Here is a 16,228-nt window from a genome sequence, read left to right as displayed (position 1 = left end):
GTGATTCGCACTGAGCGACCAGGGGCAGGGAACGGAGGCGTTGCGCGATGGGTGAGGTCGCCGTTCCTTCCGTGGGGCTCTCTGAGTCGTCGAAGCAGGCCCTGGAAAATTTCACCGGGATGCGGTTGCACCGGTCGAATCTGCCGATGTTGGCGTACGACCTGAACGCGTTGGAGGTGCTGGCGGATCGGGTGCGGACCCTGTTGGTTCCGGAGCTGATCCAGGCGATCAAGGCGGTTCGGGCGGCGGGGGAGGGTGAGGTCTACGACCGGTTCGTGGCGCAGACCGCTCCGTTCGTGGAGTTGTTGGACGGGGTCGCCGATCTGAAGGTGAACGCGGCCCAGGCGATGCGGGGCTTCCTGAACCAGATGGAGCTGACGGATCGTCAGGCGCTGGTCATGTTCATCTTCATGATGACGGAGTTGGCGGTCGCGTTCGCGATGGCGTTCTTCCTGCCGGTGGAGGCGGCGGCGCACATCGTGAAGACCCGGACGATCATCCAGACGATCCTGCGGTCGTCGATGGTGCGGTCGGCGGCGAGCAGCACGGCGATCCAGATGTTGTTCATGCCGGGGTCGTCGTTGTTGGCGCAGATCAGCATGCTGGCTGATGGTCTGATGCCGGGGGTCGACTGGGCGCAGGTCGGCAAGCAGGCGTTGTACGGGTTGGCGGTGGCGGGTGTCACCACGGCGGCCGGGCCGGCGTTGGGCCGGTTCGCCGGTGCCGTGGGTGGTGGTCTGGCGCACCTCGGGGTGTCGGGTTCCACGCGTGACCTGTTGACCAGTCTGATGATGGTGCCGGTGTCGGAAGTCGGCATGGAGGTGGTCGGCGGTGCCGCCGCCGGCTTGATGGTCGACGGGTACTACGACACGGGCAGTGTCGGGCCGGACGCGCTTTCCGGGGCGTTGTCGGGGTCGGGTGAGTTGGCCGGGACGGCGGCCGGGATGGGTGCGCGTCGTGGCGCGGTCGGTTTGGGGTTCAACCCGACCCGGCCCCGGTGGAACATGCCCGGTGGCACCGGGTTCACCGCCGACGGTAGGCCGGTGGCGCCGGTGCCGCCGCCCATCCCGGTCACTGCGGACCCGTCGGCGTATCAGCCGGAGGTCGGCGATCCGGCCGGTGCGGGCTCCGGCGGGCCGGCGCCGGTGCCTGTCCCGCTGGTGTCGGCACCGTCGCTGTCGGCACCGGCGCCAGTGGCGCCTGAGCCGGTGCCGCCGGTGCCGTCGTGGTCGCCGCCGGACCTGTCCGTGCCGTCGTGGTCGGTGCCGGACCTGCCGGTGCCGTCGTGGTCGGTGCCGGACCTGCCGGTGCCGTCGTGGTCGGTGCCGGACGTGCCCGTGCCGGCTGCGCCGACGGTGCCGGTGGTACCGGTGCCGGAGTGGGTCGTGGCCGCCGGTGCGCCGGTGGTGGAGCAGTGGCAGCGGTTCCAGCGGGAACTGGTGGACCAGTACGGTGGGCTGCTGGCCGGGACGGGGCAGGCGCGGCAGTTCCTGGCCGCGCTTCCCGTGCCGGTCGAGCAGGTCTTCACCGAGTGGGCCGACGCCCGGCAGAACGACCCGACCGTTCCCGCTTTCCTGTCCCGGATCGGCCTACCCGCCACCGCGCTCACCGAGCAGTACCTGTTCGGGGTCCGGGACCAGGCCGTCGCCCGCATCACCGAAGCCCTCGCGGGGCAGATCCCGGCGGGCGGGCAGATCCCGGCGGTGGTACGGCCGGAGCAGGTCGTCGCCGCGTTGCCGGCGGAGTTCGACCGGCAGGCGTTGCGCTCGGCCGTGCATCTGGCCGCCCAGCACCACATCGACCAGTACCTCACCACCGGCACACCGACGCCCGTCACCCTGCAAGGCGGACTGGTCCTGCCCGGGGCCGTTCAGGTGCCGGGGGCGGGTGGCGTGCCGGGCGGTGCTGCCGTGCCGGCGGTCGTCGGTACGCCGGGGACCGCTGGTGTGCCGGTTGGCGCGGGCGTGCCGGGGGCCGCCGGGGCGGCGGCGGTGCCGTCGGACGCCGTGCGCGCGGAGGTCGCGCGTCACGTGGACCGGAGCCTCGACGCGATCCTCGGCACCAACCCGCTACCCACCGCACCACTCACCATGCCGTCCACCGTGCCGTCGGCTGCGGTGGCCGGTCCGGACGCCGCGCAGGTCAACGCCGTGGCGGACGTGGTCCGACAGGTGGTCACCGACCTACCCGCCCGCTTCACGGCCGCGGTCATCCCCGACACCACCGCACCGGAGGCCACCCCGGCCGGCACGGACACCCGGGCAGACGGGCGCACCGACGTACCGACGGTGCCGGTGACCCCGGAGCAGCACACCGCAGCAGCGACCAGCCTGGCGGAAACCCAGTTCACCGCCCTGGCCAGGAAGCACGGCGTCGAACCGGCCAGCGACGACACCCTCGCCGGATCCTTCCGACAGGACTGGGTCAACGGATACCACCAGGTACTCGCCCAGGCCACCGCCACCCCCGGCACGGCGGGTATGCCCAGCGCGCCGGCCACGCCCAGCACGCCCAGCACGCCCGGCGTGCCGGCCACGCCCAGCGTGCCGGCCACGCCCAGCACGCCCGGTGCGCCCGGCACTCCGGGCACGCCGGATGCGGCCGGCGTCCGCGGTACGGTGCCGGGTGGTGTCGTCCCCCGCACCGACGGCACGCCGGACCACCACGACGCCAGCGACCAGACGTCGGTCACTGAACTCTCCGTCCCCAGCGACGGCATCTTCAGCCGCGACAGCAGCTTCAACGACACCATGACGGTCAGTGACCTCTCCTCGCAGGACGATCAGGCCAACCGCGACGATATCATGACGGTCAGTGACCTCTCCTCGCAGGACGGTCGGACCGACCGCGACGAGATCATGACGGTCAGCGATCTCTCCTCGTGGGACGAGCCGACCAGCCGCGACCCGGTCAAACGCGACGTCATCGACGGGGATTCGGTCAGTGGCGTCTCGTCCCTCGACGAGTCGGACAATGGTGAGGCGGCCAAGCGCGAATTCAGGGACACGGACCCGTTCAGGGACGCCTCCTCGCGGGACGGGTTGATCAGCGGCGGCCCGGTCGGGCGCGATGTCGGCGGCAGGGATTCGTTCAGCAACGTGTCCTCGCTGGACGAGCCGGTCGGTGGCGACCCGGGCGGACGCCGCGAGCCGGCCAACACGGCACCGGAGCCGGCGGTCGCGGCAACCGGGCAGCCCGTCGCGGCAATGGGGCAGTCCGTCGAGGCGGCCGAGTCCGCGCGGCGGGTCGCCGACTGGATCGAGCAGACCCCGGTGGGCCCCGACAACAGCCGCGACCCGTGGTGGTGGTGCGTGCAGGCCACCCTCGACGCCTACACCACCGCCTACGGACGGCCCGGCAACCGGGCGGTCCTCGACGACCGGAACATGGGACCCGACGGCCGACTCGCACCCACCACGACCTGGCCGCAACTCCTGGACATCCTCGACGCGACACCCGAGCGCGTCGCCCACCCCGACGGAGTCACCCCGGAGGACGTGCTCGCCGCGCTGCGGGCGGCACCGGGCTCGATGGTCGTGGTCAGGGCCGCACCACCCAACGAGCCACAACACGTCTTCGCCCTCCACAGCCAGCCACAACCATCCGGACCACCGACGATCAAGGTGCGCGACGGCCTGGTGCCCGGCGCCGAGGACCGACCCGAACCGACCGACCCGCTACGCGACCCCTGGCTCCGGCACCTGTTCGCCTCGAGCACCCGGCTCGCCGCGTTCGACAGCACCGGGCGACCCACCACGATCGCCGACCTACTTCCCGACCCCACCACCGCGCACCCGCAGCCGACCACCACGACCAGCATCGACCCCAACGCCATCCTGCTCGCCTCCACCACCCCGCCACGCGGCCCGTCCCAGGCGATGCAGGCGGACGCCGCCTCCCCCGGGCAGCCGTTTGACCCGGCGGAGATGGACGATGCGCCTGGCACCGGCCCGGCGTTTGTTGGTCTGGGCTTCCAAGACGTGGACCCGGATCTGAGCGGGCTGAATCTGAGCACACCGCCGGCGGTGCTCCCGGAGGGCTGGGCGCCGCCGGGGGCTGTCGATCCGGTCGAGTCGGACCTGTTGTCAGGAGGGGAATCACCGGCGTCCGACATGGACGGGGAAACGCCGAGGGGCGCCGAGCCGGTCGACCCCTCGGATCCGCTGGCGGAGATGGACGACGCGCCTGGCAGCGGCCCGGAGTTTGTTGATCTGGGATTCCAAGACGCGCACCCGGATCTGAGCGGGCTGAATCTGAGCACACCGCCGGCGGTGCTCCCGGAGGGCTGGGCGCCGCCGGGGGCTGTCGATCCGGTCGAGTCGGACCTGTTGTCAGGAGGGGAATCACCGGCGTCCGACATGGACGGGGAAACGCCGAGGGGCGCCGAGCCGGTCGACCCCTCGGATCCGCTGGCGGAGATGGACGACGCGCCTGGCAGCGGCCCGGAGTTTGTTGATCTGGGATTCCAAGACGCGCACCCGGATCTGAGCGGGCTGAATCTGAGCACACCGCCGGCGGTGCTCCCGGAGGGCTGGGCGCCGCCGGGGGCTGTCGATCCGGTCGAGTCGGACCTGTTGTCAGGAGGGGAATCACCGGCGTCCGACATGGACGGGGAAACGCCGAGGGGCGCCGAGCCGGTCGACCCCTCGGATCCGCTGGCATCGCAGTCCCGCGCCGGTTGGCTGGCGGATGCCGACCTGAACAACCCCTGGGAGCCGCTGGACGGGTTGTCTGGCGTCGATTGGCGGGCGGAGTCCGGCCAGGTCGACTATTGGGATCCGCTGGCGTTGGTCGATTCGCCGGCACCGGTGTCCGACGTCGATCGGCTGGCTGAACCCGAACAGGTCGAGTCGGACGTGCCGGCAGGGGTCGATTCACCGACGTCCGAGGACGGGGAGCCGCCGGCGGGTACCGGCCCGGTCGACTCCGGGAGTCCGTGGGCGGAGATTCCTATGCAGGCATCGGTGGCTGGCACCCCCTGGCTGGCGGATGCCGACCCGCGCCGAGCCGTGCAGCTGCTGGCAGTGTGGGACCAGCAGGATTTGGCGCGCGATTTCGGGACCCTGCCGGAGAACCCCGCACGAATCGGGCCGGACCCGGGGTCGAGTGGGGCACCGGCGGTCGGTGGGGCCGGGGCTGTCTCGCAGGACTGGAAGCGGACCGTGGCTTCGGCGATCGCGCAGTTGTCGGCCGTGGGAACCCGTGGTGAGGCGGGTGGAGTCCGCGATGTCGCGGCGGAGTTCGTGCAGTGGACGCGCGACGTGCTCGGGGTCGATCTCTCGGCTGACCTTCCGAGGCCGAACGACTTCTACGACGCGGTGTTGCTTCGCTTCGACGAGAAGTTGAAGGCTGCGGGGGTCGATCGCAGCGTTTCTGGGCTGCGCGCGTGGGTGGCCCGCGAGTTGGCCGCTGATCTTCGCCGGGGTGGCGAGTCGGAGTTCAGCGGGTTGCTTCCGTATCCGGAGGTCATGTCCGAGCAGCGACGGGAGGACCTGCACCGGCAATGGCTCAACAAGATCGTGCGCGACCAGACCGGCGACTTCGACGTTGCGCATGTGGTTCCGCACGTCATCGCTTCGCGGTTGTCCCTGTCGATGCGGATCCACCATTTGTTCGGTGCTCCGCATGACATCGGCCCGGAGCCCCGTGCTGGGGTCGACACCCCCGAGGCGGACCCGGCCACCGGCGACATCCGGTATCCGGTCGTGTTCCACAAGGGCGTTTACTACCTCGGCCAGCTACCTGACCCGGCAGATGTCGAACGCGCTCGCCGCATCGCTGAGGGTTTCCCTCGGACAGAGGTATCCGAAGACGAGCAGCGGCATCTCGATCGACTGTTCGCCGATGCACGCGATCTGCTGCGGGCGGAGATCGCGGAGGCGGAGAACAACCCCCATCCGACCAACTCCGATCGGTGGCCCGTCCTGCGGGAGACCTTTCACCGCCAACTTGCGGTCATCCGTCAACATCCCGACTCTCCCCACCACAAAAAGGCCCGGGAACTCGCTGACCACGTCCAGCACCTTCGGAGACTCATCACTGCCGGCAGATGGGAGTCCGGGAACCGGCAGAACCTGGAAAACCAGTTCACCATCCACCTGCCCGTCTCCGTCGAGGCAGGGCGCGCGGGTTACCGGTATTTGCGCGTATGGTTGGGCAACAGCAAATTGGCCGGCGTTGGTGTCGATCGGATGGCTGTCCCGGGCGATTTGGTCGCTGTCCATTTCGGCAAGGTCGGCGGAGTGGGCACCGGCTTTGTTGAAGTCTCGTACACCTCGGCTGACGGCACCGAAGTCCACTCTCGCCGAGAGATCGGCCGCAATCTGAACGACTCGGAGCTGGCCAGGCTGAGGAGCAAGGCGGTCGGCAACGTGTGGGACGTTGACCGTCCGCCACTGGTGCGCGATTTCTACACGACGACGTCCGTGCAACACAACGGGGGATTGGGCGTGGGGCTGGGCCAATCTGCCCCCGGCCAGGATGTCCCGATGCCGAGGATCCCGACGGCCCCGGTGGTCGGCGGACTCCCGCCCGTTCTCACCAGGGAGCTGAACGAGACCCGGCTTCTGCTCGGGTATGCCCGGGACGGCGGCCGACCCACTGCCATCGTGGAAGCACCGGCCGGGAAGAACGTCAAAGGTCAGCCCCTGTACCTGGAATTGTCCAAACCTGCCACCACTCGATCCGACGTCGAGCGGCTGCGCAAGAAAGCACTGTGGGAACCGAATGATCGGTGGGCTCTTTCCGAGCAGATATCCTTCGATGGCGTGTTGCAGCAGGGAGCGACTCGCCCTGGGGTATTGTCGATTCGTGCCGCGTCGGGTCCATTGTCCATCGAGGTCAGGGTTAGTGGTCGGGCCAGGACCTTGGACGGGGCGGAGGTGGACCTCTCGCCGGGGACATCGGTCACCGTGTCCGTGGGGAAGTGGCCGGGGCAGGGGGAGGACGAAACGGGTGTCGCCGGCACCATTCCTGTCGTGGTCCGCGCGCCATTGGTCGACGGGACCGGACACGTCTACCGGCTCTTCGACACCGGTGTGGACAACGAGCGCTTTTACGACCTGACAAGCGAGATCAGCGCGGCCCCGCCGGAAGTGCGGGAGGTTTCGAGGTGGACTCAGGCGCCGGCGGTAGGTAGGTCCGGCGGTGTTCCGAAGGGCTGGACGCTGACCGTGGCTTCGGCGATCGCGCAGTTGTCGGCCGTGGGAACCCGTGGTGAGGCGGGTGGAGTCCGCGATGTCGCGGCGGAGTTCGTGCAGTGGACGCGCGACGTGCTCGGGGTCAGTCTCTCGGCTCGCCTTCCGAGGCCGAACGACTTCTACGACGCGGTGTTGCTTCGCTTCGACGAGAAGTTGAAGGCTGCGGGGGTCGATCGCAGCGTTTCTGGGCTGCGCGCGTGGGTGGCCCGCGAGTTGGCCGCTGATCTTCGCCGGGGTGGCGAGTCGGAGTTCAGCGGGTTGCTTCCGTATCCGGAGGTCATGTCCGAGCAGCGACGGGAGGACCTGCACCGGCAATGGCTCAACAAGATTGCGAGCCACAAGTCCGGCCATGACGACGTTGCGCATGTGGTTCCGTACGTCATCGCTTCGCGGTTGTCCCTGTCGATGCGGATCCACCATTTGTTCGGTGCTCCGCATGACATCGGCCCGGAGCCCCGTGCTGGGGTCGACACCCCCGAGGCGGACCCGGCCACCGTCGACATCCGGTATCCGGTCGTGTTCCACAAGGGCGCTTACTACCTCGGCCAGCTACCTGACCCGGCAGATGTCGAACGCGCTCGCCGCATCGCTGAGGGTTTCCCTCGGACAGAGGTATCCGAAGACGAGCAGCGGCGACTGGATCGACTGTTCGCCGATGCACGCGATCTGCTGCGGGCGAGGATCGCGGAGGCGGAGAACAACCCCCATCCGACCAACTCCAAGCACTGGCCCGTCCTGCGGGAAACGCTTCAGCGTGAGCTCGCGGTCATCCGTCGTGAACACCCCGACTATCCGCACAACAGGAAAGCCCAGGAACTCGAACTTCTCGCATACCGCCGATACATCGAGCACCTCCGTGCGGATCCTCGATGGAAGGAAGAAACGACGGACTTCCGTCACCAATTCACGCTCGACATCGGTGCCAAGCGACCAAAGGATGATAAGCAGCTGGAGCTGAGCGTGCTGCTGGACGGCAGAACCGTAGTTATGGGTATCGGCCGAGTGGCCGAGCGGGGCGACCGGCTTCCTGTTCATTTCGGGGCAAGAGGCGAAGAAGGCATCGCTTTTGCGGAATTCCGGTATACCGACGCGACCGACGGCACCGACAGGATCGTCTACCGAGAACTCGGACGCAAATTCAGCGACGGTGAACTGCTCGAGTTGAGGGTGAAGGCAGCCGGCCGCGTGTGGGACCTTCACCACCGGCCGCTGTCGAACGACCACTATCAGGTGACATTGCCTGTATTGGGACGCGGGATTTTTGGCGGTAGCTACGGCGGCCCGGCGGCCCCGAGGCACGACAGACAGATCTTTGTTCCACACGTCCCGGTGGTCGGCGGGCTTCCGCCTGTCCTCTACGCCGAGCTGAACGGCCGTCTCATCCTCGGGTACGCCGAGGACGGTCGACCCACTGCGGTCGTGGTAGCGCCGGCCGAGAAGAACGTCACAGGACTGCCCCTCTACCTGGAATTGGGCAAGCCCGCCCTCGTCGTCGACGACATCAAGCGCCTGCGCAAGGACGCGCTGTGGGAACCGGAGGATCGGTGGGCTCTCTCCGAGCGGATGTCTTTCGAAGTCCTACTGGAGCAGGGGAAATGGACGCCCGGTCCGCTGCCCATCGCGGTCGGCGGTCCTGACTCGGCCAGGACGTTGGCCGAGGCGGAGGTGGATCTCTCTCCGGGGACATCGGTCACCCTGTCGGTGGGGCAGTGGCAGGGGCGGGTCGGGGCGGATGTCGCCGGCACCATTCCTGTCGTGGTCCGTGCGCCGTTGGTCGACGGGTCCGGACACGTCTACCGGCTCCTTGACACGGGTGTGGACAACGAGCGCTTCGACGACCTGAAACGCGACATCACCGAGGCGCTGACAAAGCCGGGGTCGGTTGCGGCGATGCTGGCGGAGAGGGCCGACGATGCGGCGCGGGGCTTGGCGGAGGCGAACCTTGTAACGTTGGGCTCGCTGCCGGCGATGGTTGGCACGGCGGTCGAGCAGTTGTCAGCCGTGGGCAACCTCGACGAGCAGAACTTCGTGCGGTGGACGGGCGAGGCGTTCGGACTCGATCTCACGCGAGCGAGACCGGAAAACTTCTACGAATCGGTTTTCAGCACCTTCAGTGAGCAGTTTGCGGACTTGGGGATCAACAGTCAGGGACTGCGCGGATGGACGGCCACAAGCCTGGCCGCCGATCTCCGTCTGGGTGACGCGTCGGAGTTTCGGCGTTTGCTTCCGTACCCGGAGGGCGTGTCCGAGCAGCGACGAGAGGACCTGCACCGGCAGTGGGTCGGCAGAATCGCGTACGGCGCCGGCGGCGATCACGACGTCGCGCATGTGGTTGTCCATGTCCTGGCCCGGGTCATACCCCCGTCGTTGCGCATCTACCAACCGTTCGACGCCCCGTACGACATTGGCCCGGGGTCCGATTCCACCAAGCTGCCAGTTGTCTTCTACAAGGGCGCCTACTACCTCGTCCGGCCTGCTGATCCAGACGATGCTGACCTCGCCGCCAGAATCGCCATAGGTCCCGAGCGGACGCCAATACCGGAAGATGAGAAGCGGCGACTGGATGGACTGTTCGACCAGGCGCTCGGTATGCTGCTGGCGCGAATCGACGCGGTGGAAGAGAAACTCCGAACGGCCGGCAGGCACTGGCCCGTCCAGCGGGAAGTACTAGAGCGTAAGCTCGCGGTCATCCGTCAAGGGGTCGGCGGGGTAGATCTCGCCGAGCGGCGACGCCCCGAATCGCCCCGGCAGCAGGCCGACACCCTGACGGAATACCGCCGGTACCTCAACAGCATTACCCAGGCCAGCGCGACCGGCTGGAGAGGAGAGGACCCAAGGCCTCAGGGAGGTCGGGTCACCCTCCACCTCCACGCCTTCAACCCAGGTGAAGGGCACGCAGCAGCGTTTGTCCAAGTGGAAAACAAGCGCCTGCGTGTCCGCAATCTGAATACTTTCGCCATGCCGGGCGACCGGATCTCCCTCGATTTCGGGATGGACGGTGAAGAGGTCTTCGCTGTTGCCAGAATTCCCTACCGGGCGCCCGACGGAACCGAGGAATTTATCTACCGGGACTATCGTACGGACTTTACTCCGGCAGACCTGAATACTCTGAATGCGCGGGCAGTGGAGGCCCGGCGGCGGAAAGTGGACTCGGCCCTCAGCCAGTTGACGAACATGAGAACCCAAAAAGGGTCGGCATTCAAGCGTTGGGCGTATGCGGTTTTCCGCATCGGTCGCGCGGACAGCGGCGCGGAGCCGCTCGACGCCTTCTACGGGACGGTGTTGAAAACCCATCGGGAACGGTTGGCGCAGTCGGGCGTCACCACCGTGGCTGGACTGGGCGTGCTGGTGGCCCGCCACCTGGACGCCGACCTCCGCCGGGGTGAGCAGTCGATGTTCAGAGCACTTCTCCCCTATCCGGAGGACATGTCCGAGCAGCGACGGGAGACGCTGCACCAGCACCTGCTCAACAAACTCCTACACCGCCAGCCGGGCTATCCCGACGTCGTGCACGTGGTTCCCCACATCGTGGCCTGGGGTTTGGGTCTGCCGATGGCGATCCACCATCCGTACGGTGCCCCCCCGTACGTCATCGGTCCACCGCCCGATGACGGTGAGGTCCCGCAACCAGTCGTCTGGTTCGACGGCGCCTACTATCTCGCCCAGCCTCGTGATCCACACGATGCCCGCATCGCCGAGGGTTTCCCGTCACCCGCAGCCCTCACCGAACTGCGCCGACTGGACGTGGTGTTCGACGAGGCGCTCGAGGTGCTGAAAACCGAAGTCGACACGGCGGAACAGAACACGGCGATCGGCCACTGGCCGCTCCTGCGGGACACCTTCCAACGGAACGTCGCGGCTATCAGCCAACGCCCCAGCTCCCCCCAGGGGCTCGCCGACGTGCTCGAAGAACACCTCCGATACCGCGACGCCCTCCGCGAGGAGAGCACCTGGGAGGACGAGAACCGTTGGAACCTGCAAGACCCGTTCACCATCCCCGTCCTCGTCGAGGACACCGAGGGTCGTCCAACTCTTCGGCTCCGGCTTGACGGGAACGACACGATCCTCGGATATGCCGATCGAGTCGCCGTCCTGGGCGACAGGGTCGCTGTCGATTTCGGAAAGGTTGACGGCGAGGGTGTCGGTATCGCCAGAATCCCGTACACCGCGCCCGACGGCACCGAGAGGTTCGCCTACAAAGAGATCGGCCGCAGGTTCACCGACAGCGAGCTGGCCGAACTGTGGAGCACGGCAGCCGGCTCAGTGTGGGAGACCGTCGACCGGTGGACGTTCGGCAATTCTTACCACATCACGGCGCCGGTGAGCGAAAGCGGAACATTTGACATCACCTTCGGCGGCCAGCGAGTCACGCTCCCACCGGTCGAGATGGCCGACGGACTTCCGCCCGTCATCGCCGCCGAACTGAGGGAGGGGCGTTTCCGGCTCGGGTACGGCATGGATAGCCGACCCCTGGCGGTCCTGGAAGCACCGGTCGGAAGGAACGGCATCGGAGCGCCCCTGTACCTGGAGCTGTCCTCGCCGGCCCCCACCGCCTACGACATCGAGCGGCTGCGTTCGATGGCGCTGTGGGAATCGGCCGAGCCAGCGGCGCTCCTCGACGAAGTATCCATCGATCTCGTCATGCAGGAGGACAGGCGCACGCCATACCCGCTGCCGCTCACGCTCGGCGATGACAACTCGGGCAGGACGCTGGACGGGCAGGAGGTGGATCTCTCTCCTGGGACGGAAGTCGCCCTGCGGGTCGGCCGATTCCTCCGGATGGAGGAGTCGAACGTCGTCACGAGCATCGTCGCCGCCGTCAAGGCGCCGTTGGCCGACCGGTCCGGATACGCCTACCGGCTCATCGACACGAACCTGTCGAACGAGTGGTTCGACGAGTTCAAGACGCAGTGGGAGACCACCGACAGCGGCAAACGCCCAGCCGTGCCGGAATGGCCGGCGGGCCCACTCGAGAAGCGTCGGCGTACCGGTCGCGGGTTGCCTGGGGGGTCGGCGGCCTTCGGTTGGGGGCCGGGGGAGGGTTCGTTCTCGGCTGGGGTGGGCGTGGAGGCCGGGTCGTCGTCGGGGTGGGCGGCTGGGGTGGAGCCGTCGGTGGAGTGGGTTGATGGTGGTTGGCGTGTGTCGTATCGCAGTGTGGAGGGTTTGCCTTCGTGGGGCGAGATGACGCGGGTGCATTCGGATCGGCTCACGTGGGAGGGTCCGGCGCCGCTGGAGTTCGTGCCGACGCCGGGGGGCGAGCGTCCGTCCCGGGTGGAGACGGCGGGGGAGGACGCGGGGGTCCGGGTCTTCGTCGATCATTGGGTGCAGCGTGGTGAGTCGGGGACGGTGGTGTTCCGTCTTCGGTTGGAGCCTGACGCGAACGTGACTGTGGGATCGATTCGGGGCACGTTGGGTGCGGTTGAGCAGTGGGTGGTGCAGACCAACGCGCGGTTGGGGTCGCGGGCGGTGGCGGTGGTGTTCGATCCGGCCGCGGAGACGGTGGTTCGGCTCAGCCCCCGCGGCAGTGACCTGAAGGACAGTCATCGTGTCTGGGTCAGCGAGGATGGTTCGGCGGGTCGGATCACCCAGTTGCACTGGCTTGCGGATCTTCCGTCCCGCGCTTATGGGCATGAGTTGAAGCACTTCGCCGGGGTGCCGCACCATGGTTCGCCGGGTGATCTGCTCAGGAAGCCCAGGAGCGTGGGTGACGATCATCTGCACGAGCCGGGGTTCACCGCCTGGGAACTCGACCAGATCCGCGATACGGCTGCTTCGTATGTGGCTCCCACGGTCGCGCCCCGGCCGGCCCGGTCGTCCGAGTCGGACTCGGCGTCGTCCGGGTCGGACTTCGGGTCGTCGGAGCGGGTCTCTGGTTCGCTGCCGGGCCGGCCGGCGGCGATGGAATGGCACCACCCGGCCGACTCCGAGGCAGATGCCGATGCCGATGCCGACGGGCAGCCGTCCGATTCAGCGGAATACTACGACCCGTATGGTCTTGTCCCGGAGTTCGCGGATCTGGCGTGGGCGGCGGACCAGTTCGGAGGACTGGACATGTCGACTCCGGCGCTCGACCCGGAGGGGCAGCCGTCGGACTTCGATAAGCAAGTAATTGCGGCGACCGCGCGGTTAGCGCGCTCTGCGTACCATGTCGAGAAGCAGTTCGACGTGTGGGTGGGCGAGGTGTTCGACACTTCCCGCGCGGCGCGAGAGAAAACGGCCAACGCCTTCTACCGTTCATTGTTGGGCACTCCGGAGGTGTCGGCGGTGCCGGGCATCACCGACGTGGCTGGGCTGCGCGTGTTGGCGGCCCGCCGGCTGGCCGAGGACCTTGCGCGGGGTGAGCAGTCGACGTTGAGGGAGTTCCTTCCGTATCCGGAGGGCGTGTCGGAGCAGCAACGGAAAGCCCTGCACGGGGTCTGGCTCGACAAGCTCTCGAACGCCCTGTCCAAAGATTACGAACTCGTGCCTGTGATTCCGCATCTCATGGCCGAGGCGTTGTCCATGTCGATGCGGATCCATCATCCGTTCGACGCTCCGCAGGACATCGGCCCGACGCCCGTTGCTGGTGCCGTCCGGCATCAGGTCGTCTTCTGGAAGGGTGCCTATCACCGCGTCGAGCCTCGTGATCCAGCCGATCCCCGCCTCGACCGTGGCTTCCAGCAGACAGCCGTGTCCGCCGACGACAAGGAGCGTCTGGATGCCCTCTTCCACGACGTGATCGATCTGCTGGAACAGCAGATCGCTGCGGCGGAAGCGAATCCGGCCAGCAGGCACGGACATATCCTGCAGCACGTCTTCCGCCGTAATCTCGCGGGCATCCGTAAGCAGCCCGTCTCCCTGAGCGGCCAGGCCCGCGAACTCTCAGCATATCGTCTATACCTCAACAGTCTCCACGAAGACAGCGGCTGGCGGGACGAGAGCCCGCAACTCGAGTCCTCATTCACCCTCCGCCTAACCGCCATCGAAGAACAGAACGCCAGATACCGCGCACATCTGAGGCTCTGGATAGGTGGCAAGTCTGATGATTTCATGAATGCCACCCAATTTGTCGCCCACGGCGATATGGTCTCTGTCGACTTCGGGAAGGTCGTAGACGGGCAGGGCGTCGGTATTGCCAGAATCCCGTACACTGCGGCCGACGGCACCGAGAGTTTCGTCTACCGGGAGTTGGACCGTAGGTTCACTGACAGTGAGCTGGCCGAGCTGAGGAAAAGAGCACCCGGCCACGCGTGGGAATTCCGCAAGCCGGTGTTCAGTGATTCCTTCCGGGTGAAGACGAAATTGAACAGCCTTGGGCAGTTGAACATGAAATTCAGCCAGGGTGACGAAGCCAGGACCGCCACCAAGAGAGTCTATATCGGACGGGCCAAAATCCCCGATGACATGAAAGATGTGGTTCTCGAAGTCGGGTATGACACTGATAGTCAACCCCTCGCGGTCGTGGAAATTCCGGCCGAGCGGAACGAGGGGCAGGCCCTGTATCTGAGGTTGACCGATCCCGCCCCCACCGCGCGCGACATCGAGTGGCAGCGCAAGAACTCCTTCTGGGATCTGGCGGATCGGTGGGCGCTTGCCGATGAAATCTCTCTCGACGACACCTTGAAGAAGGAAGCCAATGTTCCCGCACCCATCGATCTTCGAGTCGGCGGTCCGGGTAAGACAGTCGATGGGCTGGAGGTGGATCTGTCTGCGGGGGCGGCGATCACTCTGCGGGTAGGAAAGCGGCTGGTCGGGCCAGATGTCGTCAGCAATGTTGTCGTGGTGGTCAAGGCGCCGTTGAAGCCGTTGGATGACGAAGCCAAGGAGGCCTACCGGCGCGCCAATCCGTCGGTGGTCGAGGTGCCCACACATGCCTACCGGCTTGTCAACACGGGCAAGACGGGCGCCGAATTCGATGCGCTGATCGAGCAGCTTCAGGAACGGAAGGAGATGCTCGCCAAGCGCCGGGAGCGCTTCTGGGAGCTGGGGGATCGATGGGAGCTTGCCGACGAAATTTCTTTCGACGACGCATGGGGAAAGGGTGCCAGGCTACCCAAATCCATCGATTATGCGGCCAGCGGTGCGGGCGCGACAGTCGATGGGCTGGAGGTGGATCTGTCTGCGGGGGTGCCGATCACTCTGCGGGTAGGAAAGCGGCTGGTCGGGCCGGATGTCGTCAGCAATGTTGTCGTGGTGGTCAAGGCGCCGTTGAAGCCGTTGGATGACGAAGCCAAGGAGGCCTACCGGCGCGCCAATCCGTCGGTGGTCGAGGTGCCCACACATGCCTACCGGCTTGTCAACACGGGCAAGACGGGCGCCGAATTCAATGCGCTGATCGAGCAGCTTCAGAAACGGAAGGAGATGCTCGCCAAGCGCCGGGAGCGAGGCGAACCGGCAGACACCCCGGCCGCGAAGCGTCGGCGTACCGGGGGTGGGTTGCCTGGGGGGCCGGCGGCCTTCGGTTGGGGGCCGGGGGAGGGTTCGTTCTCGGCTGGTGTGGGCGTGGAGGCCGGGTCGTCGTCGGGGTGGGCGGCTGGTGTGGAGCCGTCGGTGGAGTGGGTTGATGGTGGTTGGCGTGTGTCGTATCGCAGTGTGGAGGGTTTGCCTTCGTGGGGCGAGATGACGCGGGTGCATTCGGACCGGTTCACGTGGGAGGGTCGGGCGCCGCTGGAGTTCGTGCCGACGCCGGGGGGCGAGCGTCCGTTCCGGGTGGTGACGGCGGGGGAGGACGCGGGGGTCCGGGTCTTCGTCGATCATTGGGTGGATGGTGAGTCGGGGACGGTGGTGTTCCGTCTTCGGTTGGAGCCTGACGCGAACGTGACTGTGGGATCGATTCGGGGCACGTTGGGTGCGGTTGAGCAGTGGGTGGTGCAGACCAACGCGCGGTTGGGGTCGCGGGCGGTGGCGGTGGTGTTCGATCCGGCCGCGGAGACGGTGGTTCGGCTCAGCCCCCGCGGCAGTGACCTGAAGGACAGTCATCGTGTCTGGGTCAGCGAGGATGGTTCGGCGGGTCGGATCACCCAGTTGCACTGGCTTGCGGATCTTCCGTC

Annotated in this window: 1 protein-coding gene (only partly in view); it reads left to right on the top strand. The window is 67.2% G+C overall.

Annotation, left to right across the window (positions count from 1 at the left end):
- The first annotated feature begins 47 nt into the window (after window positions 1-47).
- Window positions 48-16,228 carry the start of a toxin glutamine deamidase domain-containing protein gene (locus tag GA0074694_RS00835; protein ID WP_091450922.1) on the top strand. The gene runs 41,149 nt beyond the window's last position, so the window shows 16,181 of its 57,330 coding nt (coding positions 1-16,181); its start codon is at window positions 48-50; its stop codon lies beyond the right edge, outside the window.

This window comes from Micromonospora inyonensis, assembly GCF_900091415.1.
Taxonomy (GTDB): Bacteria; Actinomycetota; Actinomycetes; order Mycobacteriales; family Micromonosporaceae; genus Micromonospora; species Micromonospora inyonensis.
This window is presented reverse-complemented; position numbering and strand designations above follow the sequence as displayed.